The 24,928-nt window shown below is 74.4% G+C and carries 21 protein-coding genes; 8 read left to right on the top strand and 13 right to left on the bottom strand.

From position 1 onward, the window contains the following. The first annotated feature begins 30 nt into the window (after nucleotides 1-30). Nucleotides 31-801 (top strand): alpha/beta fold hydrolase, encoded by a 771-nt coding sequence (locus ABD993_RS34330; protein ID WP_345427488.1) that lies wholly within the window; start codon nucleotides 31-33, stop codon nucleotides 799-801. Then, nucleotides 801-1,082 carry an MGMT family protein gene (locus ABD993_RS34335; RefSeq protein WP_345428610.1) on the top strand — a complete coding sequence of 94 codons (282 nt, stop codon included), beginning with the start codon at nucleotides 801-803 and terminating at the stop codon, nucleotides 1,080-1,082. Before ABD993_RS34330 ends, ABD993_RS34335 begins: the two co-directional genes overlap by 1 nt. 127 nt (nucleotides 1,083-1,209) lie before the next feature. Here the strand turns inward: ABD993_RS34335 and ABD993_RS34340 are convergent, their stop codons facing one another. The 9 genes from ABD993_RS34340 to ABD993_RS34380 all read right to left on the bottom strand — a co-directional run bounded on the left by ABD993_RS34340 (nucleotide 1,210) and on the right by ABD993_RS34380 (nucleotide 13,944). Beyond that, nucleotides 1,210-1,905 (bottom strand): sirohydrochlorin chelatase, encoded by a 696-nt coding sequence (locus ABD993_RS34340; protein ID WP_345427489.1) that lies wholly within the window; start codon nucleotides 1,903-1,905, stop codon nucleotides 1,210-1,212. Nucleotides 1,906-2,071: 166 nt separating this feature from the next. After that, nucleotides 2,072-3,250 carry a uroporphyrinogen-III synthase gene (locus ABD993_RS34345; RefSeq protein ID WP_345427491.1) on the bottom strand — a complete coding sequence of 393 codons (1,179 nt, stop codon included), beginning with the start codon at nucleotides 3,248-3,250 and terminating at the stop codon, nucleotides 2,072-2,074. A 47-nt stretch (nucleotides 3,251-3,297) separates the two neighbouring features. Further along, nucleotides 3,298-3,669, bottom strand: a complete 372-nt coding sequence (gene nirD / locus ABD993_RS34350) for a nitrite reductase small subunit NirD (protein WP_345427493.1) — start codon at nucleotides 3,667-3,669, stop codon at nucleotides 3,298-3,300. Beyond that, nucleotides 3,666-6,221, bottom strand: a complete 2,556-nt coding sequence (gene nirB, locus ABD993_RS34355) for a nitrite reductase large subunit NirB (RefSeq protein ID WP_345427495.1) — start codon at nucleotides 6,219-6,221, stop codon at nucleotides 3,666-3,668. Before nirB ends, nirD begins: the two co-directional genes overlap by 4 nt. Nucleotides 6,222-6,294: 73 nt before the next feature. Next, nucleotides 6,295-7,653: an MFS transporter gene (locus ABD993_RS34360; protein WP_345428611.1), complete on the bottom strand. Its 1,359-nt coding sequence runs from the start codon at nucleotides 7,651-7,653 to the stop codon at nucleotides 6,295-6,297. 198 nt (nucleotides 7,654-7,851) lie between these two features. After that, nucleotides 7,852-8,670 carry a TIGR02569 family protein gene (locus ABD993_RS34365; RefSeq protein WP_345427497.1) on the bottom strand — a complete coding sequence of 273 codons (819 nt, stop codon included), beginning with the start codon at nucleotides 8,668-8,670 and terminating at the stop codon, nucleotides 7,852-7,854. A 124-nt stretch (nucleotides 8,671-8,794) separates the two neighbouring features. Continuing rightward, nucleotides 8,795-11,338: a hypothetical protein gene (locus tag ABD993_RS34370; RefSeq protein WP_345427499.1), complete on the bottom strand. Its 2,544-nt coding sequence runs from the start codon at nucleotides 11,336-11,338 to the stop codon at nucleotides 8,795-8,797. A 400-nt stretch (nucleotides 11,339-11,738) separates the two neighbouring features. Next, nucleotides 11,739-12,911 carry an adenylyltransferase/sulfurtransferase MoeZ gene (moeZ, locus tag ABD993_RS34375; RefSeq protein WP_345427501.1) on the bottom strand — a complete coding sequence of 391 codons (1,173 nt, stop codon included), beginning with the start codon at nucleotides 12,909-12,911 and terminating at the stop codon, nucleotides 11,739-11,741. 52 nt (nucleotides 12,912-12,963) lie between these two features. After that, the gene (locus ABD993_RS34380; protein WP_345427503.1) at nucleotides 12,964-13,944 is read right to left on the bottom strand and encodes an alpha/beta fold hydrolase; all 981 of its coding nucleotides are present in this window, start codon (nucleotides 13,942-13,944) and stop codon (nucleotides 12,964-12,966) included. A gap of 157 nt (nucleotides 13,945-14,101) precedes the next feature. On the opposite strand from ABD993_RS34380, the gene ABD993_RS34385 reads away from it, so the two are divergent. The 3 genes from ABD993_RS34385 (at nucleotide 14,102) to ABD993_RS34395 (ending at nucleotide 18,133) form a co-directional block, all read left to right on the top strand. Then, complete coding sequence (locus ABD993_RS34385; protein WP_345427505.1) at nucleotides 14,102-15,013, top strand: hypothetical protein; 912 nt, start codon at nucleotides 14,102-14,104, stop codon at nucleotides 15,011-15,013. 65 nt (nucleotides 15,014-15,078) lie between these two features. After that, nucleotides 15,079-17,448: a heavy metal translocating P-type ATPase gene (locus ABD993_RS34390; RefSeq protein ID WP_345428612.1), complete on the top strand. Its 2,370-nt coding sequence runs from the start codon at nucleotides 15,079-15,081 to the stop codon at nucleotides 17,446-17,448. A gap of 34 nt (nucleotides 17,449-17,482) precedes the next feature. Continuing rightward, nucleotides 17,483-18,133 carry a TetR/AcrR family transcriptional regulator gene (locus ABD993_RS34395; RefSeq protein WP_345427506.1) on the top strand — a complete coding sequence of 217 codons (651 nt, stop codon included), beginning with the start codon at nucleotides 17,483-17,485 and terminating at the stop codon, nucleotides 18,131-18,133. Between the two features lie 42 nt (nucleotides 18,134-18,175). On the opposite strand, the gene ABD993_RS34400 is transcribed toward ABD993_RS34395, so the two are convergent. Together ABD993_RS34400 and ABD993_RS34405 are read right to left on the bottom strand one after the other, a co-directional pair. Next, on the bottom strand, nucleotides 18,176-19,033 hold the full coding sequence (locus ABD993_RS34400) for an alpha/beta fold hydrolase (protein WP_345427508.1): 858 nt from the start codon (nucleotides 19,031-19,033) through the stop codon (nucleotides 18,176-18,178). After that, nucleotides 19,030-19,833: an SDR family NAD(P)-dependent oxidoreductase gene (locus tag ABD993_RS34405; protein WP_345427510.1), complete on the bottom strand. Its 804-nt coding sequence runs from the start codon at nucleotides 19,831-19,833 to the stop codon at nucleotides 19,030-19,032. The genes ABD993_RS34400 and ABD993_RS34405 overlap by 4 nt, the downstream gene beginning before the upstream one ends. 50 nt (nucleotides 19,834-19,883) lie before the next feature. Here ABD993_RS34405 and ABD993_RS34410 point away from each other — a divergent pair, with 50 nt between their 5' ends. Further along, nucleotides 19,884-20,552 (top strand): TetR family transcriptional regulator, encoded by a 669-nt coding sequence (locus tag ABD993_RS34410; protein WP_345427512.1) that lies wholly within the window; start codon nucleotides 19,884-19,886, stop codon nucleotides 20,550-20,552. A gap of 63 nt (nucleotides 20,553-20,615) precedes the next feature. Here the strand turns inward: ABD993_RS34410 and ABD993_RS34415 are convergent, their stop codons facing one another. Both ABD993_RS34415 and ABD993_RS34420 read right to left on the bottom strand, forming a co-directional pair. Then, complete coding sequence (locus ABD993_RS34415; protein ID WP_345427514.1) at nucleotides 20,616-20,840, bottom strand: DUF3107 domain-containing protein; 225 nt, start codon at nucleotides 20,838-20,840, stop codon at nucleotides 20,616-20,618. Between the two features lie 99 nt (nucleotides 20,841-20,939). Further along, complete coding sequence (locus ABD993_RS34420; protein WP_345427516.1) at nucleotides 20,940-21,614, bottom strand: ferritin-like fold-containing protein; 675 nt, start codon at nucleotides 21,612-21,614, stop codon at nucleotides 20,940-20,942. A 358-nt stretch (nucleotides 21,615-21,972) separates the two neighbouring features. Here ABD993_RS34420 and ABD993_RS34425 point away from each other — a divergent pair, with 358 nt between their 5' ends. Together ABD993_RS34425 and ABD993_RS34430 are read left to right on the top strand one after the other, a co-directional pair. After that, the gene (locus ABD993_RS34425) at nucleotides 21,973-23,679 is read left to right on the top strand and encodes a DEAD/DEAH box helicase (RefSeq protein ID WP_345427518.1); all 1,707 of its coding nucleotides are present in this window, start codon (nucleotides 21,973-21,975) and stop codon (nucleotides 23,677-23,679) included. 10 nt (nucleotides 23,680-23,689) lie between these two features. Next, nucleotides 23,690-24,928 carry an Rv3212 family protein gene (locus tag ABD993_RS34430; protein WP_345427520.1) on the top strand — a complete coding sequence of 413 codons (1,239 nt, stop codon included), beginning with the start codon at nucleotides 23,690-23,692 and terminating at the stop codon, nucleotides 24,926-24,928.

A 24,928-nucleotide genomic window follows, 5' to 3' on the forward strand; every position in this document is an offset into this window, starting at 1 on the left:
CCGTCGGGGACGCCTGGCACGATCATCGCCATGTCCGCTCCTCCCCTGCACGTCCATCTCGCCGGCGATCCCGAGGGCCCGCCCGTGCTCGCGCTGCACGGCGTCACCGGGCACGGCCTGCGCTTCCGTCCGCTGACCGAGCAGCTGACGGGCCTGCGGTGGATCGCGCCGGACCTGCGGGGCCACGGGCGGTCGCCGTGGGTGCCCCCGTGGCGTCTGGAGCAGCACGTGGCGGATGCGATCGCCGTGCTGGACGCGCAGGGCGTCGAGCGGGCGGCGGTCGTCGGGCACTCCTTCGGCGGGGCGATCGCCGTGCACCTGGCGCGCGCCGCACCGGAGCGGCTCAGTGCGCTCGTGCTGGTCGATCCTGCGCTCGGGCTCGATGCCCTGGACATGCTGGAGACCGCGGAGGAGACCCGGGCGGACGAGTCCTACCCCGATGTGGCCGCCGCCCGGGTCGCCAAGGCGGAGAGCTGGGCGGGTGTGGCCGACCAGTGGGTGGACGCCGAGGTCGAGGCCCATCTCGAGGAGCGCGCGGGCGCGTGGCGCTGGCGGTACTCCCGCGCGTCGGTGATCGCGGCATGGGGCGAGATGGCGCGTCCGGCGGAGGTCCCGCCCGCGGGCACGCGAACCCTGGTCGTGCCCGCCACGAAGGCGGACTTCGTGTCGGAGGAGTGGCTGGCGTCCTGCGCGGCCGAACTGGGAGACGATCTCACCGTGCGGCCCGTCGACACCGGCCACATGGTCTACCTGGAGCGCCCCGAGGAGTCCGCGGCCCTGATCCGGGAGTTCCTCGGGTGATCAGCGAAGCGGACCACGAGCGCATCCGGGACGCGGTCCGGGCCATCCCACCGGGTCGGACCAGCACCTACGGCACGGTCGCCGCCGATGCCGGGCTGCCCGGCCGAGCCCGGCTCGTGGGCCGCATCCTCGCGGAGGACAGCCACGACCTGCCCTGGCATCGCGTCCTGCGGGCGGACGGCACCTGCGCCCCGCACGTGGCACAGGAGCAGGCGGCCCGGCTTCGGGCCGAGGGGGTCCTGCTGGTCGACGGCCGCCTCCCGAAGGACCGCCGCCCTTGAGGGCGTCACCGAACTGCGGCCCCGGAATGGGGCCCTGTGCAGACGGGCAGCGTCAGGCCGGGCGGGGCCCAGTCCGTGCGTGTCGGGCCGGACGGGGTCCGGTCGGCCAGGTCGGTGCCGGACGACGTCACGCCGCCGTCAGGACCGCTCCCGCTCCCACCCGGTAGCGGGCGACGAGCGCGTCGAGCACGGCGGGGTGGGCGCCCAGGGGTTCGCCGACCACGTCGGCGCCCGCCGCGAGCAGCCGGCTGTGGAAGACCCCGGGCGCGAGCAGCCACGAGGCCACCGAGATCCGTCGCGCACCAGCGGCGCGCAAGCTCGCGACCAGGGGTTCGATGCGGGGGGTCGCGGTGGCCGCGAAGCCGACCGCGACCGGGCGACCGACCGCCTCGGACAGCATCCGGCCCGTGGCGCCGACCTCCGCAAGGGCGGCGGGGTCGGACGAGCCCGCCGCAGCCAGGACCACGGTGTCGCCGATCCGGTGTCCGGCGTCGGCGAGCCGGGCGAGGGCCGCCCTGACCAGCAGCGGATCCGGCCCCAGCGCCGGTGTGACCACGAACCGGGCGGGCGAGACGCCCGCCATCTCCAGCTGAGCGGGCAGGTCGGTGCGCACGTGGTAGCCGGAGGCCAGGAACGCGGGGAGGACGACCGCCTCGGTCAGACCTTCGACGGCGTCGATCACGGAGGGACGCCGGACGTCCACGTACGCGACCCGCACCTCGATCCCGAGCCGCTCCCGGGCGGCGCGGGCGATCGCCTGGACCACCGCGTCCGCAGCGTCCGACCGCGATCCGTGGGCGACCAGCACCAGCGGTGTGCTCACCGAAGGACCTCGACCACCGCGACGCCCATCCCCGAGACCATCCCTCGGACACCGGCGTCGGACTGACGAGCGCTGGTGTTCCCCTCGCGGGCGATGGTGTCCCTCTCGCGGGCGGGGGTGTGTCTTTCGCGGGCGGGGGTGGCCCTTTCGCGGGTGGGGGCGGGGGTCATCGGTCGTCTCCCGAGACGCAGTGGCCGCCCAGGGGGGACGGGCCCGCGTTGGGGTCGAGTGCCAGGCGGTAGCCCCGCTTCACCACGGTCTGGATCAGCTTCGAACCGCCGAGGGCGGAGCGGAGGCGGGCCATGGCCGTCTCGACGGCGTGTTCGTCGTCCCCGCCGCCGGGAAGCGCCTTGAGCAGCTCCGCGCGGGACACCACGCGACCGGGCCTGCGGGCGAGGACCCGCAGCAGTGCCATGCCGGTGGGCGGCAGGGACTTCAGCTCGCCGTCGACCAGGACGGCGTGGCCCCGCAGCTCCAGGGTGTGTCCGGCGATCGGGAGGCGCCGGGCCAGCGAGGGCGCCTCGGACTCCAGCGCGCGGACCATCGCCCCGAGGCGCGAACGCGGGGGCTGCAGCGTGGGGACGTCCACGGCTTCGAGCGGCGCGGCCGTGACCGGCCCGACGCACACCACCAGGACCTTCATCCGCATCGCGGTGACGAGCTGGTCCCGCAGGCCGCGCTCCGCCGCCCGCGCGAGCAGCGACGCCGCGGCGGGCGCGGAGGTGAAGGTGAGGATGTCGATCCCGCCGGCCAGCACGGTGTCGGTGAGCCGGTCCATCGGGGTGAGGTTCTCCGGCGGCACCCAGCGGTACACCGGCACCTGCACGACCTCGGCCCCGGCGAGCTCCAGCGCCTCGACGACGTCCGGCAACGGCTCGCCGTGCAGCTGCACCGCGATCCGACGCCCGTCCACCCCCTCCTCGAGCAGGTAGTCCAGCACCTCGGCGGAGGACTCGGAGGTCGGCGACCACACCTCGGTCAGCCCCGACGCGCGGATCTGGCCGCGCGCCTTCGGGCCGCGGGCGAGCACCTGGCTCTTGCTCAGCGCGTCCAGCAGGGCCTCGCCGACACCCCAGCCGTCCGCGGCCTCGATCCAGCCGCGGAAGCCGATCCCGGTCGTCGCGACGGTGATGTCCGGGGGGCGGGCGATGAGGTCACGGGTGCGTTCCTCGAGGTCCGCGTCGTCCGCCAGCGGGACGATCCGGATCGAGGGTCCGTGCTGCACGCACGCGCCGCGGCGTTCGAGCATGGTGCCCAGCTCCTCGGCGCGACGAGCCGCCGTCACGCCGACGGTGAAGCCTGCCAGCGCGGGAACGGGCGCCTCTGATGTGGTGGGGGCGCTCATCGGGTCATTCTCCGCCATCATCGAGGGGATCCTGAACGCGAGGACCGTCACGGTAACCCGATCTGAACATTCCCGTTGCATGCGCGGACGGGGTAGCTGGGCACCGAGCGGCCCTCGACGTCCAGACAGCGGCCGTCGACCAGGCTGAACGCCTCCTTGTAGAGCGGGGACGCCACGGTCGGCTCGCCGCCCCGGTCACCGACGATCCCGCGGGACAGCACGGCCGCCCCGGTCCGGGGGTCGATGTTGCCGATGGCGAAGAGCCGGTCGTCGTGCAGCCGGAAGACGGCGACCTGGACCTCGCCGAAGAGGGCGGCGACGCCCCGCTCCGGCAGCAGCCGCTCCAGCGGGCAGACGGTGTGCCAGCGCCACTCGTCGCGCGTCTCGGGCAGCCGGACGATCTCGGACGTGGTGGTCATGCGCGCACCTCTCGGCTGATCATCGAGGGGATGCCGATCAGGACGGGATCGCCCGCCCGCGGCGTCGGAACGGGCTGGCCGCGCTCGGTCACGAACGAGATCGTGGGGTCGGGGGTGGCCGGGTCGTTGACGAAGGAGACGTAGCGCTCCAGCTTCTTCGGGTCCTCCAGGACCCCCCGCCACTCGTCGGCGTAGTTCTCGACGTGCCGGGCCATGGCCGCGTCCAGCTCCGCGCCGATTCCCAGCGAGTCGTCGACGATCACGGAGCGCAGGTGGTCCAGCCCGCCCTCCAGCTCCTCCAGCCACGGCGCGGTGCGCTGCAGCCGGTCCGCGGTGCGGATGTAGAACATGAGGAAGCGGTCGATGGTGCGGATCAGGGTCTCCTGGTCCACGTCCTGGACGAGGAGCTCCGCGTGCCGGGGGGTCGCGCCGCCGTTGCCGCCGACGTAGAGGTTCCAGCCCTTCTCCGTGGCGATCACGCCGAAGTCCTTGGACCGGGCCTCCGCGCACTCGCGGGCGCAGCCCGAGACGCCGGACTTGAGCTTGTGCGGGCTGCGCAGCCCGCGGTAGCGCAGCTCCAGCAGCACCGCCATGCCGACCGAGTCCTGCACCCCGTACCGGCACCAGGACGAGCCGACGCAGGACTTCACCGTGCGCAGCGACTTGCCGTAGGCGTGCCCGGACTCGAACCCGGCGTCCACCAGGCGCTTCCAGATCGCGGGCAGCTGCTCGACGCGGGCGCCGAACATGTCGATCCGCTGCCCACCGGTGATCTTGGTGTACAGCCCGAAGTCCCGCGCGACCTCCCCGATCACGATCAGGCCCTCCGGCGTGATCTCGCCGCCCGCGATGCGCGGGACGACCGAGTAGGTGCCGTTGCGCTGCATGTTCGCGAGGAAGTGGTCGTTGGTGTCCTGCAGGGCGGCCTGCTCGCCGTCGTGGATGTGGCCGCCGCCGAGCGAGGCCAGGATCGAGGCGACGGCGGGCTTGCAGAGATCGCAGCCGCGCCCCGTGCCGTGCCGCTCGACGACCTCGGTGAAGGTCCGCAGGCCCGTCGAGGCGATGATCTGGAACAGCTCGGCGCGGGAGAAGGCGAAGTGCTCGCAGAGCGCCTTCGAGACCTCGACACCCTCGGTGACCAGCATCTTCTTGAGCAGCGGGATGCAGGACCCGCAGCTGGTGCCCGCCTTGGTGCAGGTCTTGAGGTCCGCGACCGTGGTGCAGCCGTCCGCGTGGATGGCGCTCTTGAGCGCGCCCTTGGTCACCGCGTTGCAGGAGCAGATCTGCGCGGAGTCCGGCAGTGCGTCCGCCCCCAGCTCGACGCCGCCGGGCGCGATCATCGCGACCGGGTCGGCGGGAAGCGTTAGACCGACCATCGGGCGGAGCGTGGAGTACTTCGAGGCGTCCCCGACGAGCACTCCGCCGAGCAGGGTCTGCGCGTCGTCGGACACCACGAGCTTGGAGTAGGTGCCCGCCACCGGGTCGTTGACGACGACCTCGAGCGCACCCTCCGACGCGGCGTGCGCGTCCCCGAAGCTGGCCACCTCGACGCCGAGCAGCTTGAGCTTGGTGGACATGTCCAGCTCGTCCGGGGTCATCGAGGCTCGGCCGCCGAGCAGCCGGTCCGCGACGACCTCGGCCATCGCGTACCCCGGCGCCACCAGGCCGTACGTGCGGCCCTCCAGCGCGGCGACCTCGCCGATCGCCCAGATCGCGTGGTCCGACGAGCGACACGTCGAGTCCACCCAGACGCCGCCGCGCTCGCCGATCCGCAGCCCGGACTCGCGGGCGAGTGTGTCCGCGGGCCGGATGCCTGCGGAGAAGACGACGACATCCGCGTCCAGCTCCACCTCGTCCGACAGGGTCGCGACCAGGCGGTTCGACTCGGAGCGGATCGCCGAGACGGCGACCCCGGTCCGCACGGCGATGTCCTGCGCGGTCACCAGCGACTTGAGCAGGGCGCCGCCGCCCTCGTCCACCTGCACCGGCATGAGCCGCGGCGCGATCTCGACGACCTGCGGCGACAGACCCAGCAGCCGCATCGCGCGGGCCGCCTCCAGGCCGAGGAGCCCACCGCCGACGACGACCGCGGACCGGCGCCCGGGACCCGGGCGCGCGACGGCGGCCGCGGCCGCCTCCTGGATCGCGTCGAGGTCGTCCAGCGTGCGGTAGACGAAGCAGTTCGGGAGGTCCTTGCCGGGGACCGGCGGGACGAACGGGACGGAGCCGGTGGCCAGCACCAGCGCGTCGTAGGTCAGCTCGACACCCGAGGCGGTGACGACCCGGCGCGCGTCCCGGTCGAGCGACACGACCGGATCGCCGAGGCGCAGGTCGAGCAGGTCCGATCCCGACAGCTCCGGGAGCCGCAGCTCCTCCTCGGACGTGCCGTCGACGTAGGATGACAGGGCGACCCGGTCGTAGGCCTGACGGGACTCCTCGCCGAGGACGGTGACCCGCCACTCGCCGCGCTCGTCGCGGTCGCGCAACGCGGTGACCAGCCGGTGGCCGACCATTCCGTTGCCGACCACGACCAGGTGTCGGGGGTTCGTCACTGCTGGTACCTCCGTACGGGGGCCCACCCGCCGCGGGGGCACACGGCGGGTGGGCGGGTTCTGCGAGGGGTGGTCAGACGCGGGCGAAGGTGGTCTCGTCGCCGACGCGGACCGTCGCCGTCTGCCGCATGTAGACCAGGTAGGTCACCACCGCGCAGATCAGGTAGAAGGCCAGGAAGGCCCAGAACGCCGGGACACCGCTCTTGGTGGCCGCGAAGGACTGGCGGAAGGCCAGGTTGATCGCGAGGCCGCCCAGCGCGCCGACCGCGCCGATCAGGCCGACCGCGGCGCTGGAGATGCGGCGGGCGTGCAGCATCGCGGCCGTCCGGTCGACGCCCTGGCCGACCCGCTCCAGGGCCTGCCGACGGAAGATCGCCGGGATCATCTTGTAGGTCGAGCCGTTGCCCAGGCCGGAGAACAGGAACAGCAGGATGAAGCCCGCGGTGAACATCGCCAGCGAGTTCGATCCCGAGGCCAGGATGCAGATCAGGGCGGACACGGCCATCGCGATGTAGGTGAGCGCGCTGACCCGCGCGCCGCCGAACCGGTCCGCCAGCCAGCCGCCGACGGGGCGGATGAACGAGCCGATCAGCGGACCGATGAACGTGACCGCGGCGGCCTGCAGCGGGGTGCGGCCGAACTGGGTCTGCAGCACGAGGCCGAAGGCGAACGAGTAGCCGATGAACGAGCCGAAGGTGCCGATGTAGAGGAAGGACATGATGCCGGTGTCCTTCTCGCTCATCGCGAGCTTGAACGCACCCTTGTCGTTGCTGACGCTGGAGATGTTGTCCATGTACAGCGCCGCGCAGATCGAGCAGATGACGATCAGCGGGATGTAGACGGCGAGCAGCAGCCGCGGCGAGCTCGCACCCGCCGTCGCGATGATCAGCAGCCCGATCAGCTGGATGAGCGCGACGCCGAGGTTGCCGCCGCCTGCGTTGAGGCCGAGCGCGGCGCCCTTCTTGCCCTCGGGGAAGAAGGCGTTGATGTTGGCCATCGAGGAGGCGAAGTTGCCACCGCCGAAGCCGCCGAGGGCCGCCATCAGCACGAACACCCAGTAGGGCGTACCGGGCTCCAGCACGAAGGCCGCCGCGATCGTGGGGATGAGCAGCAGCAGGCCGGAGATGACGGTCCAGTTGCGACCGCCCATCCAGGCCACCGCGAAGGTGTAGGGCACCCGCAGGATCGCCCCGACCAGCGTGGCCGTGGCGCCGATGAAGAACTTGCCCGCCGCGTCGACGCCGTAGTCCGGGCCCATGAACAGCACGAAGACCGACCACAGCGTCCAGATCGCGAACCCGACGTGCTCGACGAAGATCGAGGCCCACAGGTTGCGGTTGGCGATCTTCTTGCCGGTGCGCTCCCAGAACCCGGTGTCCTCGGGATCCCAGTGACCGATCCACCGCCCCTTCACGGGACCACGGTCGACGATCTGCGCCTCCGTGGTGGTGGCTGCATCTACGGTGGCTGTCACGCTCTGCCCCTCTGGTCGCGTCCTTGGATGCGCGAACGGTAGGCAGACCGGATTACCCCGGGGTGGCGCCATGTGACACGGGCGCAAAGGCCCGCTCACCTGCGGTCAGTGGTCGTGTGAGGTCACAACGCGCAGGTCAGGGCTGTGAGGTCGGAGTCAGAGCCGGGCCGCGACGAGACCGGCGACGCGCTCCAGACCCGCCACGCTGCGTGCCGAGGCGTCCGGGTGCTGGGCGTGCAGGGCCAGTCGGTAGAGCGCGGCGCGCAGCAGCGCCTGGGGCCACTCGTCCAGGTGGGCCCAGCGGTCGATCAGGCCCTCGTCCGCGCCGCCCCAGGCGATGGCGTCCACGACGACGACCGCCGCGGCCCACTCGGCCGGGCGCCAGAACGGGACCAGGTCCAGGACGACGGGGACACCGTCGCCGTCGAACAGCACGGCGCCGAACAGCTCGCCGTGCACGACCTGCGGCGGGGACTTCATCGGACGGCGGTGGGCCGCCAGCTCGCCGAACAGCCTGCCGCCCGCGGCCTCGTCCAGGGCGAAGCGGCGCTCGCCGAACGCGGCGGCGGCCGAGCGGGCGAGCAGGTCCTCGCGGTTGTCCAGCAGGCGGGGGCGCTGCACCGTCGCGGTGGCGGCGTGCAGGCGGAGGCTGGCGGAGACGACGTCGTCGTGGCGGGGTTCGCTGGCGCCCGCCAGGAACCGGGAGGCGGCCCAGCCCGCCACGACCCACCGACCGTCCGACGAGCGGACGGGGCGCGCGAGGCGCACGGCCTCCACGTCCAGGCTCTCCATGACCCCGGCCGACCAGGCCGCCATCGCGTTGTCGGCGACGGGGCGGAGCAGGACGTCGTCGCAGTGCCAGGCCCGTTGGCCCGCCCACACCACGGGACGCGGGATCGCCTCCTTCACCCCGAACGCGACGCGGACGTGCTCGGGGAGGGCTGCAGCCTGCGGGGCCGTGGGTGCTGCGGTCACGGGCGCCACGCTACCTGCGCCGACCGGCTGATCCGTAGTGCCACGCGGGAGACGGTGCCGGGTCGTCGCGGCGTCGGTCGTCACCCCACCCGCTCGTCGACCGGCACCGTCCGCGGCGCTCGGGTCAGCCGCCGGACCCGTCGCTCCCCGAGCCGCCGCTCGACGCGTCGCCACTCCACTCGTCGCTCCCGCGGTCGCCGCCCGTCTCGACGCTCCAGCCCTCGCTGCTCGAGCCGCCGCTCCCCTCGCCACTCCAGCCGTTGCCCCCGGAGCCCTCGCTGCTCGCCCTGTCACCACGGGAGTCGCTGTCCGCGTGGCTGCTGTTCGCCTGGCTGCTGTTCGCGTCGCTGCTGTTCGCGTCGCTGCTGTTCGCGTCGCTGCTGGAATCGCTGCCGGAATCGCTGCCGGAGTCGTGGGCGGGGTCGTCTCCGGAGCCGTCAGCTGCCGAGTCGCGCCCGCGGACGCCGTCGGAGTCGCCGCTGCCCGACGCGTCGCCGCTCCGCTGCTCCGGGGTTTCGGTGGACGAATCGTGCGCGGCGGGGTCCGGACCGGCGTCCCGGGGGGTGCCGCCCACGCGGTCCCCTCCGGCGGAGTCGCTGCGGGCCTCCTGGTGCGTGCCGGACGGGTAACGGGCGGAGCCGTTCGTGGGGCTCGCGCCGCCCGGGTCCCGTCGGTCCGGGTCGGAGCGGTTCTCGGAGGGGCTGTCCGCCTGGCGGGGGTCGGGCTCCGCCGCCCCGGTCGCGGCCCGCCACCACACCTGCGCGGGATCCGCGTCGTCCGTCGCGTGCCGCGTCTCGGGCGCGGCCTGCTCGGCGATCCGGCGGTCGGCGTCCTGCAGCGCGGCCTCGACCGCGGGCGCGGCGAAGGCGGGGGTCATCGAACGGACCATCGGTCCCGCGATCGCCGAGGCCGGACCGACCTCGCGGGCCGTCGGCTCGCCTGCGGTGCCCCGGCGCTGCTCGGGGACCGCCGCGCGGCTCACCCCGCCCGCTGCGACCCCGCCACGCTCCTCCGTCTGAGCGGCGGCGGGCTCGGAGCTCGCGGCCCGGGTGCGGGCCGCGTCGTCGCGACCCTCGCGGCCGCCCGGACCGCGCCCGACGCCGTCGACCACCTCGCCGAGCCCCCGCCTGGCACCTCCGACGACCTCCCCGGCACCTCGCCCGACACCCTCAGCCGCTGCACCGACCCCCCGACCAGCACCTCCAGCGGCCTCCCCCAGACCGCCACCAGCGCCCTCCGCGGCCTCCCCGACGCCGCGCCCGACACCGCCGACCACCTCACCGGCACCACGGCCGACACCGTCGGCCGCTGAAGCCACACCACGACCAGCGCCTTCCGCGGCCGACCCCACGCCACGCCCGGCACCCCGCGCCGCCTCACCCGCGCCACGGCCGACGCCGCCGACCGCCTCACCGACCCCACGGCCGACACCCTCAGCCGCCGCACCGGCACCACGCCCGACGCCGTCGGCCGCGGAAGCGACCCCACGCCCAGCACCGTCGCCCGGTCCGCCGCGCCCCCGACCGGCCTCGCCGGCCGAGTCGCGGGTCTCCCCCGCGGCCCGGCCCGGGCCACCCGCTCGACCGGCGGGGGTGTCGCCGGAGCGGGTGCGGTCCGTCGCCTCGTCCTGGGGGCCGCGGGGGTCCGGCGGGCCGCTCGTGCCGACGGGCGCGCCGGGGTTCCGCTCCTCCTCACGACCCTGGGCGAGCGGCGGCCGGGACGCCGGCGTCGGCGTGGGGGCCGGGGTCGGGCGACCCTCGCCGAGTGCCCGCACCTCACCGGCGATCTGCTCGGTGCGGCCGGTCTCGGCGCGCTCGTCCGGCAGCGGCGTCCGGATCGCGACCGCCACACCCTCCCGCAGGGTCGACGCCTGCTGCGCCACCCCGTCGCGGTGGCGACCACGCAGCGTGCGCTGCTCGGCCAACGCGGCGGACCAGGCCTGGTCGCGACCGGTGTCGGCGGCGAGCAGCTCGTCGATCGCGGCGAGCTGCTCGTCGGCGCGGTGGAGCTCGTCGGTGGTCCGCTCCAGCTCCCGGTACCCCTCGAGCTGGGACTGCAGCGTCGCCCGTTGCTGTTCGAGGACCTGCCTGCGCTGCTGCATCCGGCGCACCGGCGCGGGCGGGGCGCCGCCCGCGAGCGCCGCGGGCGAGGCGTGCCAGTCCTGTTCGGCGAGGGCCAACGCCTCGAGCTGCCCGCTCACCGAGGTCAGCGCGAGCTCCGCCCGGCTCGCCCACTGCTCCTCCGAGGTGGGCGCGGTGACCGCGGGCGGGGACACGCTCTCCGTCGGGACGACGGTCAGCGCGTACCCGCCGAGGAGCACGGCGGTCGCGCCCAGGATGGCGACGGACCGCTTGTTCCGGGCGATCGCCCCCGCCCAGCCCGACCGCCCGGCCGGGGGCGGCTCGGCATCCCGAGGCGCGGCCGCGGGCACGAGCGGTTCCTCCGCCGACGGCACGGGTTCCCTCAACCACGGCAGGGTCTCGGCCACCGTCGGGTCCTCGGCGGCCTGCGCGGCGGCGCGCCGGAGCCGTCGCATGGCGAGCCGGTGGGCCGCGCTGCAGTAGCGCCGCTCGGGTCGCCCCGGCTCCGACTCGACGACGATGCCGCAGCCCGGCAGGGCGCACACCGAGACACCGCGCCCCGCCCCGCCCGCGGACAGCTCACCCACGAAGGCCTCCCCTCCCGCATCCGGAGGAAAGATCGCCCAGCGGGGCCGGGACGCTACGCAGCCGTTCGCCTACTCCGAGCTGAGCGACTAGCCCGGACGCCAGCGCCTACGCAGCGGAACGGAGTACTTCCACTACCCGCTGTGCACGAATTGCCCCGTTCTCTCACCAAACGCGAGAAACAGAGTTGCCTCGATGTGATCGAGAACACAGCAGTCTCAGCGCGGTGTCACGTGTCACCGCGGCCGTCGCAAACGGCGAGCCTGCGTCCGGACGTCCGGTCGACGGTGGGGCACCCGCAACGGCCCGGCGTCCGACACGGCCGTCGTAAACGGGGGACTCGCGGGGGTGGGCAGCGGACGGCCCCCGCGCGACTCGCACGCGGGGGCCGTCCGGGATGGGTCAGTAGCTGGGCAGGCTCGGGTCGACCTGCTTGACCCAGGCCAGCACTCCGCCGCCGACGTGCACGGCGTCCGCGAAGCCCGCCTTGTGCAGGACCGCGAGGGCCTCGGCGGAGCGGGCGCCGGACTTGCAGTGCAGGACGATCGGCTTGTCCTGCGGCAGCTCCGAGAGCGCCTCACCCGAGAGGATGCGGTCCTTGGGGATCAGCGTGGCGCCGGGGATGTTGACGATGTCCCACTCGTTCTGCTCGCGGACGTCGATCAGCGCGAAGTCCTTGCCCGCGTCGATCATCTCCTTGAGCTCCAGGGCGGTGATCGTGTTGCCCACGGCGGCCTGCTGCGCGTCGTCCGACACGGTCCCGCAGAACGCCTCGTAGTCGATCAGCTCGGTGATCTTCGGGGTGTCCGGGTCCTTGCGCACCTTGACCTGGCGGTAGGTCATCTCGAGCGCGTCGTAGATGACCAGCCTGCCGAGGATCGGCTCGCCGATGCCGGTGATCAGCTTGATCGCCTCGTTGACCATGATCGAGCCGATGGACGCGCAGAGCACACCCAGCACGCCACCCTCGGCGCACGACGGCACCATGCCGGGCGGCGGCGGCTCGGGGTAGAGGTCGCGGTAGTTGAGACCGAGCCCGTTCGGCGCGTCCTCCCAGAACACCGACGCCTGGCCCTCGAACCGGAAGATCGAGCCCCACACGTACGGCTTGCCGGAGAGCACCGCGGCGTCGTTCACCAGGTACCGGGTGGCGAAGTTGTCCGTGCCGTCCAGGATCAGGTCGTAGTCGGCGAAGATGTCCAGCACGTTCGACGAGTCCAGCCGCGTCTGGTGCAGCCGGACCTCGACGTACGGGTTGACCTCCTTGATGGAGTCCCGCGCCGACTCGGCCTTGGGGCGCCCCACGTCCGACTGGCCGTGGATGATCTGGCGCTGCAGGTTCGAGGAGTCGACCTCGTCGAACTCCACGATCCCGAGCGTGCCCACGCCCGCGGCGGCCAGGTACAGCAGGGCGGGCGAGCCGAGGCCACCCGCGCCGACGACCAGCACCTTCGCGTTCTTCAGTCGCTTCTGCCCGGCCATCCCGACGTCCGGGATGATGAGGTGGCGGCTGTAGCGCTCCACCTCGTCCTTGGTCAGTTCGGCGGCCGGCTCGACGAGCGGCGGTAGCGCCATGTCTCTCCCACTCCCAGCGTCAACAACGTCTCTCACGGGGCCAACCCGTTACTCACCCGACATGTTCCCAGAAGGCCAGCACGGCCGCGGCGACCCGATCCGGGGTCTCGATCTGCGCGATGTGCCCGACGCCCTCGAGCATGACCAGTCGCCCGTCCGGCAGCGTCCGGGCGGTCCGGGCCGCCAGCCGGGGGTTGACCAGCCGGTCCCGGTCCCCCCAGAGCACCAGCGCCGGCACCGGCACGCGCGCCGCGGCGCGCCACAGCCCGGGCCCCGCCCAGCTGCGGAACATCCCGAAGGCCGACCGGTCGATCGCCTGGCCCGCCCATGGCTGCCTGCTCCGCGCGACGATCTCGGCGGCGGTCTCCTCCAGCCGGACGTCCGTGGCCCGCGTCGGGTCCCCGAAGCACAGCCGCATGGTCGCCTCGGCCCGCTCCCGCGGGCTCGCCGCCGCCAGCTCGGCGCGGGCCCGGGCGCCCAGCTTCGGGATCCATGCCAGAGCCATCCGCGGGTCCGACATCCGCCGCGGATCGGGTCGTCGGTCCGGCATCGCGGGCGAGACGAGTGTGAGGGTGCGCACCAGCTCCGGCCTGCGCGCCGCGACGAGCATCGCGATGATCCCGCCGAGGGAGTTCCCGAGCAGATGCACCGGCCGCCCGCGACCGGCCAGCCAGCACAGCAGTGCGTCCGCGTGGCCCGCGGGCGTGTAGTCGCACGAGGGCACCGGCTCGGAGTAGCCGAACCCGGGGAGGTCGACGGCGGTGCCGCTCACCCGGGACGCGACCAGCCCCGCGAAGTCCGTCCAGTTCGTGGCCGATCCGGAGAGTCCGTGCACGTAGACGGCATCGGGGCCCGCGCCGGGGGTCTCCCGGACGTGCAGGGTCACCCCGCCCGCGGCGACATGGCGACCCGGCCACGGCGGCTGGTTCTCCGGCAGCGGCGGCAGGCTCGCGAGGTCGCCCGCGGCGCCCAGCGGGGCGCGGGGACCGGGGATGGACCGCGGGTGAACGAGCGGCAGCGGGAGCGAGACCACGTACCGAGCATGACAAGAACGGACGCCCGACGGCCACCTCGGGCCACCGTCACCACTCCCCTCGCGGGCTCGTTGATCACACGAGGACCACGGCCGGATACCCCCCGCTGGTATGTTCGGCCCATTCGGGGAGGACACTCCGGCGAGGGAGGCGCACATGCTCACAGCGGTTCGGCTGGGTGGGTACGTCGGCGTCCTCGGGGTGGTCTTCGGGGTCGCCTGGGGTGGCGGCGCGGTCCTGAAGCCGGAGTTCACGAGCACGCCCGCCGCCGTCGAGCCGCATGCGGAGGACGTGGCCGCCATGGCCGAGCCCGCCGCGGCCCAGGCCGCAGGGGTGTCGCCCACCGCGGACGGCTACACGCTGACCCTGGACGCCCCCGACTTCGCGGTGAACCGCAGGGCGGACCTCGCCCTCACCGTCGCGGGCCCGGACGGGCGCCCCGTCGCGGGCCTCGACCGGCGCGCGGACGGCGCCGAGCTGCGTGCGCTCGTCGTGCGGCGGGACGGCGCCGGGTTCCAGGCCCTCTACCCCGAGCGCACGGCCCGGGGCGGCTGGTCCGCGCCGGTACGGCTGCCCACCGCGGGCGCCTGGCGCGTGATCACCGAGTTCACCCCCACCGGTGGCGTCCCGACCACACTGGGCACGGACCTGTTCGTGCCCGGCGACTTCGCCCCGCTGGACTTCCCGGCCGCCCGCGCCGCCGAGGTGGGGGACTACACCGTCCGGCTGGACGGCGACCTCCGCGCCGGCACCGAGTCCGCGATCTTCGCGACGGTCAGCAGGGCGGGCCGCGGGGTCACCGACCTGGAGGCGGATCGCGGCACGTTCGGCGACATCGTGGCGCTGCGGGCCGGGGACCTCGCCGTGGTCCCGGTCCGGGCGCAGACCCGCGCGGCCGACGGCGACCGCTCCGGCCCGGGCATCGCGTTCACCACCACCGTCCCGACCGAGGGAATCTATCGGCTCTACCTGCGGTTCCGGCACGCAGGCGAGGAACAGACCGTCGACTTCACGGTGCCGACGTTCGGCACGCCGACCACGGCGCAGGGCGGAGGGGGGCACCGGTGACCACCACGACGACCGACGCGGGCTCGGCGGCCGACGCCGAGCGCATCGAGCTCGCGATCGGCGGCATGACCTGTGCGGCCTGCGCCAACCGCATCGAGCGCAAGCTGAACAAGCTGGACGGCGTCACCGCCTCCGTGAACTACGCGACCGAGAAGGCGACGGTCAGCTATCCCCCGGGGCTCGCGCCCGAGGAGCTGGTGGCCACCGTCGAGGCCGCCGGCTACACCGCGCAGCTGCCCCGGCCACCGTCGGAGGAGGAGTCCGCGGAGCCGGTCGACCCGACCCGCGGGCTCCGGGACCGACTGCTCGTCAGCGCCGCGCTCGCCGTCCCGGTGATCCTGCTGGCGATGGTCCCGGCCTGGCAGTTCGTGAACTGGCAGTGGATCTCGCTCACGCTCGCGGCGCCGGTCGTGGTGTGGGGGGCGTACCCCTTCCACCGCTCCGCCCTCGTGAACCTGCGGCACGGCGCCGCGAGCATGGACACGCTCGTGTCGCTGGGCACGCTGGCCGCACTGGCCTGGTCGCTCTACGCCCTGCTCTGGGGCGAGGCGGGCGTGCCGGGCATGACGCACCCGTTCGAGCTGACCATCGACCGGTCCGGCGGCACGGACGCGATCTACCTCGAGGTCGCGGCGGGCGTCACCACCTTCATCCTCGCGGGCCGGTACTTCGAGGCGAGGTCCAAGCGCACCGCGGGCGCGGCCCTGCGCGCGCTGCTGGAGCTGGGCGCGAAGGACGTCGCGGTCCTGCGCGACGATGCCTCCCCGCCCACCGAGCAGCGCATCCCGATCGAGCAGCTGGCCGTCGGGGACCGCTTCGTGGTGCGGCCCGGCGAGAAGGTCGCGACGGACGGGGAGGTCGTCGACGGCACCTCCGCCGTCGACGTCTCCATGATCACCGGCGAGTCCGTGCCCGCCGAGGTCTCCCCCGGCTCGGCGGTCGTCGGCGGCTGTGTGAACGAGGGCGGACGGCTGGTCGTGCGGGCCACCCGCGTCGGCGCGGACACCCAGCTGGCGCGGATGGCGCAGCTGGTCGAGCAGGCGCAGAGCGGCAAGGCCTCGGTCCAGCGGCTGGCCGACCGGGTCGCCGGGGTGTTCGTGCCGATCGTGATCGCGCTGGCCGTGGGCACGCTCGGGTTCTGGCTGGGCAGCGGGGCAGGCACGGCGGCCGCGTTCACCGCGGCCGTCGCGGTGCTGATCATCGCCTGCCCCTGTGCACTGGGGCTGGCCACGCCCACCGCGCTGCTGGTCGGGACCGGGCGCGGGGCGCAGCTCGGTGTGCTGATCAAGGGTCCGGAGGTGCTGGAGTCCACGCGCCGGGTCGACACGATCGTCCTGGACAAGACCGGCACCGTCACGGCGGGCCGGATGCGGCTCGTCGAGGTGCACACGGCGGGTGGCGAGGCCGCCGACACGCTGCTGCGGCTCGCCGCCGCCGTCGAGGACGGCTCCGAGCACCCGGTCGCGCGCGCGGTCGCCGCCGCCGGTCGCGAGCGGTTCGGCTCGCTGCCCGGGGTGTCGGACTTCGAGAGCCGCCCGGGGCTGGGTGTGCAGGGGGTGGTGGCCGAGCTCGCGCAGCTCCCCGGGCTGCCCGAGCCGGTGCGCACCATCACCGGCGCGGCCCCGCTCACCCCGGTGGGGGGTGCCGGTCGGGTGGTGGCGCACGCCGTGCTCGTCGGGCGGCCGTCGCTGCTGGCCGAGTACGGGATCCGGCTGCCGAGACAGCTCGCGGAGGCCAAGGAGCGGGCCGAGGCCGCGGGCCGCACGGCGGTCTGCGTGAGCTGGGACGGCTGGGCGCGCGGGGTGCTCGTCGTGGCCGACACCGTCAAGCCGACGAGCGCCGAGGCGATCGAGAGGCTGCGCGGGCTCGGCCTCACCCCCGTGTTGCTGACCGGGGACAACGAGGCCGCGGCGCGGGCCGTCGCGGCCGAGGTCGGGATCACCGAGGTGCTCGCCGAGGTGATGCCGGAGGAGAAGGTCGCAGCCGTGCAGCGGCTGCAGGCCGAGGGCCGGGCGGTCGCGATGGTCGGGGACGGCGTGAACGACGCCGCGGCGCTCGCCACCGCCGATCTCGGCCTCGCCATGGGCACCGGCACGGACGCGGCGATCGAGGCCTCCGACCTCACCCTCGTCCGCGGGGACCTGCTGGCCGCGGTGGACGCGATCCGGCTGGCGCGGCGCACCCTCGGCACGATCAAGGGCAACCTGTTCTGGGCCTTCGCCTACAACGTCGCCGCCCTGCCACTGGCCGCCCTCGGTCTGCTCAACCCCATGATCGCGGGGGCCGCGATGGCCTTCAGCTCGGTCTTCGTGGTGGCCAACAGCCTGCGCCTGCGGGGTTTCCGCAGTGCCGTCCCGCAGGCCTCGTCCTCGCCGACGGGCGGGGCTCACCGTTCCCGCACGCGTCGTCACACATTCGGGGCTACCGATGGGTAAGGTGGGCGGGCACGCGAGCACGTAGGGGGACACGATGAGCGAGGCGGCAGCGGCGGCGTCCGGTTCGGTTCAGGCCCCGGCACGGGGCGCCCGGCTCTCCCGCAGCGCCCGGCGGGCCCAGCTACTCGTCGCCGCGCGGGACGTCTTCGCGGCGCACGGCTACCACGCCGCGGCGATGGACGACATCGCCGAGAAGGCGGGCGTCAGCAAGCCGGTGCTGTACCAGCACTTCCCGGGCAAGCTCGAGCTCTACCGCGCGCTGCTCACGACCTATGCGGACGAACTGGTCGCCCGGGTCCGCAGCGCCATCTCCACCACCTCGGACAACCGCGAGCGGGTCCACGCCGCGGTGGCCGCCTACTTCGACTTCGTGGCGGGCGAGGGCCATGCCTACCGGCTCGTGTTCGAGTCGGACCTGCGCGGTGAGCCCGAGGCGGCCGCGCTGGTGGACGGCGCGCTCACCAAGTGCATCGACGCCGTGGCCGCGGTGGTGACCGAGGATGCGGGCCTGGACCAGCAGCGGGCGCGCCTGCTCGCCGTCGGGCTGGTGGGGTTGTCACAGGTCACGGCCCAGTACTGGCTGGACTCCGACCAGCACATCCCGCGGGACGAGGCGGTCGGGCTGATGTCGGCGCTCGCCTGGCGGGGCCTGGCGGGCTTCCCGCTCGTGCACGAGCACCAGTAGGGGTCACCCGGCCACCCCGAGAGCCCTGGGGTGGCCGGGTCGTCACTGGGCGGGGACGGCGACGCCCGCCAGGGCGGCGATCCGGCGGGCGACGCCGTCCGGGCGCTCGAGCGGCAGCATGTGCCCCGCGTCCGGGAAGACGGTCAGCTCCGCGTCCGGCAGCCGGTCGCGGATCTCGCGGGAGAACCGCGGCGGGGTCAGCCGGTCCCGCGTGCCCACCATGACGTGCACCGGGATCCGGGTGTACGTGGCGAGCGCGCCGAGCCGGTCGTGCGCCTCCAGCGTGGGCAGGAACCCCGAGACGGTGACCGGACGGCAGGCCGCGATCACGTCCGTGGTGGTCCGCAGCGCGCTGCGGGAGGGCCGCTTGCCCACGAGCATCGCCCGCATCCACGGCTCCAGCAGCTTCGGGTGCGTGCTCAGCGCGGTGCGGGAGGTCCAGCGCTTCGACGAGTACAGCCGGTCCTCGCGCGACCGCAGGGCCTGCAGGAGCTTGGGCGGCAGGCCGAACGTGAGCTCGCCGAGCCCGGCCGCGGCCGTCGCCACCAGGGCCAGCCCGCGGACACGTGCCGCGACCTCCGGGTGCCGTTCGGCCAGCGCCATGGTCGTCATGCCGCCCATGGAGTGCCCGGCGAGGACCAGCGGGCCCTCGGGCGCGACCGCGGCGATCACCTCGGCGAGGTCGTCCGCGAGCTGGTCGATCGTCATCGTCGCGGGCTCGACCGTGGCCGAGCGGCCGTGCCCGCGGTGGTCGTAGCGGACCACGCGCGTGCCGGGCAGCCGGTCCGCGACGGGGGCCCAGCAGGTCTCGTCGAGCGTCCAGCCGTGCACCAGCACGACCGTGACCGGGCCGTGGCCGGTCACGATCCCGTGCAGCTCGGCTCCGTCCGCCGCCTTCACCGCGCGCTCCGCGACGTGAACCGGTGGACCAGGCCCTTGGCCGGCTCGACCGAGTCGAACCGGCCCGCGGCAACCTGCCTGCGCACCCGCGCGACGACGACGCGGGAGACGATCCCGGGCAGGTGCCTGCCCGCCCACAGCTCGACCTGTCCGGCGAGGGTGCCCGCGGTGTCGCGCCGCGGCCGCCTCGCGGCGAGCTGGCGCAGCACGGTGCCGACGATGTCGTCGACCTCCTCGGCGCGGACCTGCCCCTCCAGGCTGAGCCCGACCTGCCGGCCCGCCTCGTGGATCGCGGTCCGGACGTACCCGGGGTAGACCGTCGTGACGTGCAGGTCCGTGCCGTACTCGAGCCGCAGCGCGTCCGCGTACGCGGTCATCCCGCGCTTGGCCACGCTGTAGGCCGAGACGAACGGGAGGGTGAGGTAGGCGAGCTCGCTGGACACGAAGACCACGCGCGCCCTGCCCGGGGAGTCCAGCAGCGCGGGCAGCGCCGCCGCGGTGACCCGCCACGCCCCGAGGAGGTTGGTGTCGATGACCGCCATCGCGTCCGGCTCGAGGGGGCCGCCCGCGTCGTTCGGGGTGCCGATGCCCGCGTAGTGGACCACCGCGTCCAGCCCGCCGAGGGTCCGAACCGCCGCCGCCACGGCCAGGTCGACGGCGGCCTGGTCGGTGATGTCGCAGGCCAGGACGCCGTCCGCCGGACGGACGTCCAGGCCCACCACCCGCGCACCGCCTGCGCGCAGACGGGTGACCGTCGGGGCGCCGAACCCGCCGCTCGCACCGGTGACGAGGACTCGCACGGGGACCTCCCGACTTGTTGTTACCCGTAGTAACTGTTACCACTGGTAACGTGCCCCAGGACGACGCCACTGTCAAGCGGAACGCCCGAGCCGACCGTCGCGCGGAACGCCGCGCCGAGATGGTCGAGGCGGCGATGGCGGCCGTCCGCAGGCACGGTGCCCGGGTGTCGGTCGCGGAGATGGCGGCGAGCGCCGGGATCACCAAGCCGGTCCTCTACCGGCACTTCGACGACCGCGCGGACCTGCAGCGGGCCGTGGGGCAGCGGGCGGCCGAGGACCTGATGGAGCGGATCGCGCCCGCCCTCACCGAGGACCTGGCCCCGCGCGCGCAGATCGCCGCGGTCGTCGACGCCTTCCTCGCAGGCATCGAGGACGAGCCCGAGCTGTGGCGGTTCGTGGTGCACGCCCCGGTCGAGCGGGAGACGGCCACCGAGATCGTCGACGACGTCCGGAGCCAGATCGCCACCCTGCTCTCGCAGCTGCTCGGGGCCCGGCTGCGCGCGGCGGGCCGGGACTCCGGCGGCGCCGAGGCCTGGGCACACGGGCTGGTCGGCATGGTGCAGAGCGCGGGCGACTGGTGGCTGGAGCGCCGGACGATGAGCCGCGCGGACCTCACCGGCTACCTCACGGCCCTGATCTGGGACGGGGCGCACGGGATGCTGGGCGACCAGGAGCAGCCGCCCGTCCTGCGGACGGTCCCGCGGGCCCAGGGGAGCTGAGCCTCGGGCCCTGGACGCACGAACGGCACCCCGCAGCGGGGTGCCGTTCGCGTCTCCGGCTCGTCAGCTGCCGAAACCGACCTTCGCCGCGGACGACGGCGCGATCTCGACGTAGGAGATCCGCGTGGCCGGGATGAGGTACTTGCGCCCCTTCTCGTCCACGAGCGACAGCGTGCCGTCGGCGGACTTGAGTGCGTCGGACACGAGCTTCTCGACCTCGTCAGCGGTCTGGTCGCTGGACACCACGAGCTCCCGCGGGCTCTCCGCGATGCCGATCTTGACCTCCACCGGGAACCTCCAGGGTGACTTCACGTACGGGTGGGACAACGCCGCCCAGGCTAGTCGAGTGCCGCGGCCCCGCTCGGCCGCGTCCGCCAGGGGCGTAACTCAGTTGAGCCCCAGCGCCGCCATCCGCTTGCCGTGGTTGCTCTGCAGCCGTTTGATCAGCGCCGCGATACCGGCGATGTCCCCGGACCCGCGGACGATGAAGTCCGCCAGCTCGTCCCGCTCGGCCACGATGTGCTGGGCCTGCGTGACGGCCTCGCCGAGCAGCCGTCGCCCCCACAGCGCGAGCCGGTCCCGGACCTGGCGGTTCGCCGCGCACGCCGCGTGGACCTCCCGCTCGGCGAACGCGGAGTGCCCGGTGTCGGCGAGCACCTGCCGGACCAGCTCCCCGGTCGGCCCGTCCACCCACCCCGCGACCTCGCGGTAGAAGTCCGCGGCCAGCCCGTCCCCCACGTAGGCCTTGACCAGCGACTCCAGCCACGTCCGCGGACGGGTGGTGGCGTGGTAGGCGTCCACCCCGACGACGAACGGGCGCATCGCCTCGGCGATCCCCACGTCGAAGCGCGCGAGGTGCTCCTCGAGCAGCTTGAAGTGGCCCATCTCGGCGGCGGCCATCGCCGAGAGCGCCGCCCGGCCGCCCAGCGTCGGGGCCGTGCGGGCGTCCTCCGCCAGCCGGTCGAAGGCCGACAGCTCCCCGTAGGCCAGCGCCCCCAGCAGGTCGACGATCGCCCGCCGGCTCGCACCCTCCGGGACCGCCGCCTCCGCCTGCTCCGCCATGGTCACCGAGCCTAGTGCCCCGGCCCCGGGGCCGCGCCGGGACGACACGCCCCGGTCGCGGCGCACGTCACCGTGCCTCCGTCCGCGGGCCGGGGGTATGATGGCGCTGCGCGCAGCGATCGACACCGTGACAGAAGCATGGTCGGCCCGCCGCGCGGACCTACTGCGATATCGCCGGGTAACGGGTCGGCGCCACCGGGCGCCCGACTCACCGGCGTGCACACGAACTGGTGCGTACAGCGCCTCGGAACGGTTCTCCCAGCCGGGCTTCCCCAGCCGCTGGTCGACGAACCGGGCGCCCGGCTCCTGTACGCGGAGAGAGGCGATCCCGCTGAGCGAGTCCATCGACACCCCCACGGTGACACCTGACGACGTCACCCCCGAACCCGCCGAGACCGTGGACCCCGAGGCCACGGAGACGGCCCACCCGCTGACCGCGGGTGCCCCGGTGAAGCCGGAGTCCCCCACGTTCGCCGAGCTCGGGGTGCACCCCGAGATCGTGCGGGCACTGGCCGAGGCGGGCATCGAGCGCACCTTCGCCATCCAGGAGCTGACCCTCCCGCTCGCCCTCGCGGGCGAGGACGTGATCGGCCAGGCGCGCACCGGCACCGGCAAGACCCTGGGCTTCGGCGTGCCGCTGCTCCAGCGGGTCACCCCGCCCTCGGAGCGCCCCGCCGCCACGGCCGAGGGCGAGGCCGCGGACCGCGAGCGGGACGTCCCGCAGGCGCTGGTCGTGGTCCCCACGCGCGAGCTGTGCGTGCAGGTGGCCCAGGACCTGGCGGACGCGGGCAAGCACCTCGGCATCCGGGTCACCGCGATCTACGGCGGGCGGGCCTACGAGCCCCAGCTCGCCGCGCTGCGCAAGGGCGTCGACGTGGTGGTCGGCACCCCCGGCAGGCTCCTCGACCTGGCCGAGCAGCGCCACCTCGTCCTCGGCCGGGTCAAGGCCCTGGTCCTCGACGAGGCGGACGAGATGCTCGACCTGGGCTTCCTGCCGGATGTCGAGCGCATCATGCGGATGCTGCCGGACGAGCGGCACACCATGCTCTTCTCGGCCACCATGCCGGGCCCGATCATCGCGCTGTCCCGCGCGTTCCTGCGCCAGCCGACCCACATCCGGGCGGAGGAGGCGGACCAGGGCTCGATCCACGAGCGCACCACGCAGTTCGTCTACCGCGCCCACGCGATGGATAAGGTCGAGCTGGTCACGCGCGTGCTGCAGGCCAAGGACCGCGGCCTGACCATGATCTTCGCCCGCACCAAGCGCACCGTCCAGCGGGTGGCGGACGACCTCGCCGAGCGCGGGTTCGCCGCCGCCGCGGTGCACGGCGACCTCGGCCAGGGCGCCCGCGAGCAGGCGCTGCGCGCCTTCCGCTCCGGCAAGGTGGACGTGCTGGTCGCCACGGACGTCGCGGCCCGCGGCATCGACGTCACGGACGTCACGCACGTGATCAACTACCAGTGCCCCGAGGACTCCAAGACCTACGTCCACCGGATCGGCCGCACCGGCCGCGCAGGCAAGACCGGCGTCGCGGTCACCCTCGTCGACTGGGACGAGATCCCCCGCTGGAAGATGGTGGCCGAGGACCTGGGCCTCGCCATCGTCGAGCCGGTCGAGACCTACTCGACGAGCGAGCACCTCTACACCGACCTGGACGTGCCCACGAGCGCCACCGGGCGGCTGCCGCTGGCCAAGCGCACGCGCGCCGGGCTGTCCGCGGAGTACGTGGACACCGAGGGCGACCACGGCGGGCGGCCCAAGCGCGGCAAGGACCGAGACGACCGGCCCGCACGCAAGACCCGCGAGCGCACCCGCACCCGCAGCCGCAACGGCGTGCCCGTCGCGGGCCCGGCGGGCGCCAGGCCCGCCCCCGAGGTCACCGAGGTCACCGAGGGCCCCGCGGCCCCCACCGAGGCACCCGCCAGCGGGCCGGAGGCCTCCGCGTCGGGAGACGGCGAGGGCAAGCCGCGCCGCCGCCGTCGTCGGGGCGGGCGACGCCGCACGGGCGGGTCCGAGGGGAACGCCGCCGAGGCCGGCTCCGAGCCGGAGTCCGCAGCCAGCTAGCTTAGGTCGGGTGCTGCGCGCCCGAGAACGTCCGGAACGCCGCCGCCGCGGGGACCTCGCGGTGGCGGCGTTCCTCGTTCTGCTGGTGGTCGCGGTCGCCGTCGGGTACGGGCTGAGCAGCCCGGCCGCGAACACCGAGTCCGTGCCCGCCACCTCCCCCGGGGTGCAGCCCGCACCCGCCCCGGACGTCCCGCCCGCCGCGCTCGTCGAGGCCTGGCGGGCCCCCAGCGCGGCGGCGCCGGTGCCCGTCGTGTCCGGCCCGGGCGTCGTGACGGCGGCGGGCGGCACCGTCGTGGGTCGGGACGCCACCACCGGGGCCGAGCGCTGGACCTACACGCGCGACCGCGAGCTCTGCACCGTCACCGAGGGGTTCGGCCAGGTCCTCGCGCTCTACCCGTCCGCGGACGGCACCTGGTGCAGCGAGCTGACCGCGCTCGCGTCGGACCTGGGCACCCGCGGGCCCGCCTCGAACCTGGACGTGCGCCCCGGGGCGCGGCTCGCCGCCTCCGGCAGCACCGCGGTGGCGAGCAGCGCGGACTACCTCGAGGCGATGCGCTCCGACCTCGTGACCACGCTGCAGTACGGCGCGGTCGTCGCGCCCGCCCAGCCGGACCGCCAGCCGCGGCCCGGGTGCACCTACACCTCGCTCGCGGTCGCCGCGGGCAGGCTCGGCGTCATCGAGGACTGCCCGGCGGACGCCGCGGACCGGCTCACCGTGCTGCGTCCGGACGGCACCGGGGACGCGGACACGCCCAAGGTCGAGTTCTCGGTCCCGCTCGCGACCCGCGGGACGCAGCTGCTCGCCGTCTCCGCGGACCGCGCAGCCGTGCTGCTGCCCGGGCCCCCGGAGCTGCAGATCCTCGACCGGGAGGGCGACCAGGTCGGCCTGATCGGGCTGGACGTCCCGGAGTCCGAGGTCGCCCCGCCCGCGGACCGCGTGGGCGCCACGGCGGGCGACTCGGACCGCGTCTACTGGTGGAGCGGTTCCCGCACGGTCGCGCTGGACCGCTCGGGGCTGGCGCCGGTCTGGACGCTGCGGGACACCCTGGGCGCGGGCGTCGAGTACGGCGGGTCGTGGCTGCTGCCGACGCGCGCCGGGCTCGCCGTGGTCGATCCGGTGCGGGGGGCCGTGCTGCGGACGATCCCGGTGGACCGCGGCGGGTTCGCGGGCCCGGTCGTCCTCGCCGCGGACGGCCAGATGCTCTACGAGCAGCGGGGTGACGAGCTGGTGGCGCTGCGGCCCGCGTAG

It is taken from the genome of Pseudonocardia xishanensis (genome assembly GCF_039541715.1).
GTDB classification, from domain to species: Bacteria; Actinomycetota; Actinomycetes; order Mycobacteriales; family Pseudonocardiaceae; genus Pseudonocardia; species Pseudonocardia xishanensis.

Excerpts from the sequence above, each read along its gene's own strand:
- ABD993_RS34330 (WP_345427488.1), top strand. The coding sequence starts at position 31 with ATGTCCGCTCCTCCCCTGCACGTCCATCTCGCCGGCGATCCCGAGGGC.
- ABD993_RS34420 (WP_345427516.1), bottom strand. The coding sequence starts at position 21,614 with ATGGCGGAGCAGGCGGAGGCGGCGGTCCCGGAGGGTGCGAGCCGGCGG.
- ABD993_RS34395 (WP_345427506.1), top strand. The coding sequence starts at position 17,483 with ATGAGCGAGGCGGCAGCGGCGGCGTCCGGTTCGGTTCAGGCCCCGGCA.
- ABD993_RS34385 (WP_345427505.1), top strand. The coding sequence starts at position 14,102 with ATGCTCACAGCGGTTCGGCTGGGTGGGTACGTCGGCGTCCTCGGGGTG.
- ABD993_RS34390 (WP_345428612.1), top strand. The coding sequence starts at position 15,079 with ATGACCTGTGCGGCCTGCGCCAACCGCATCGAGCGCAAGCTGAACAAG.
- nirD (WP_345427493.1), bottom strand. The coding sequence starts at position 3,669 with ATGACCACCACGTCCGAGATCGTCCGGCTGCCCGAGACGCGCGACGAG.
- ABD993_RS34345 (WP_345427491.1), bottom strand. The coding sequence starts at position 3,250 with ATGAGCGCCCCCACCACATCAGAGGCGCCCGTTCCCGCGCTGGCAGGC.
- moeZ (WP_345427501.1), bottom strand. The coding sequence starts at position 12,911 with ATGGCGCTACCGCCGCTCGTCGAGCCGGCCGCCGAACTGACCAAGGAC.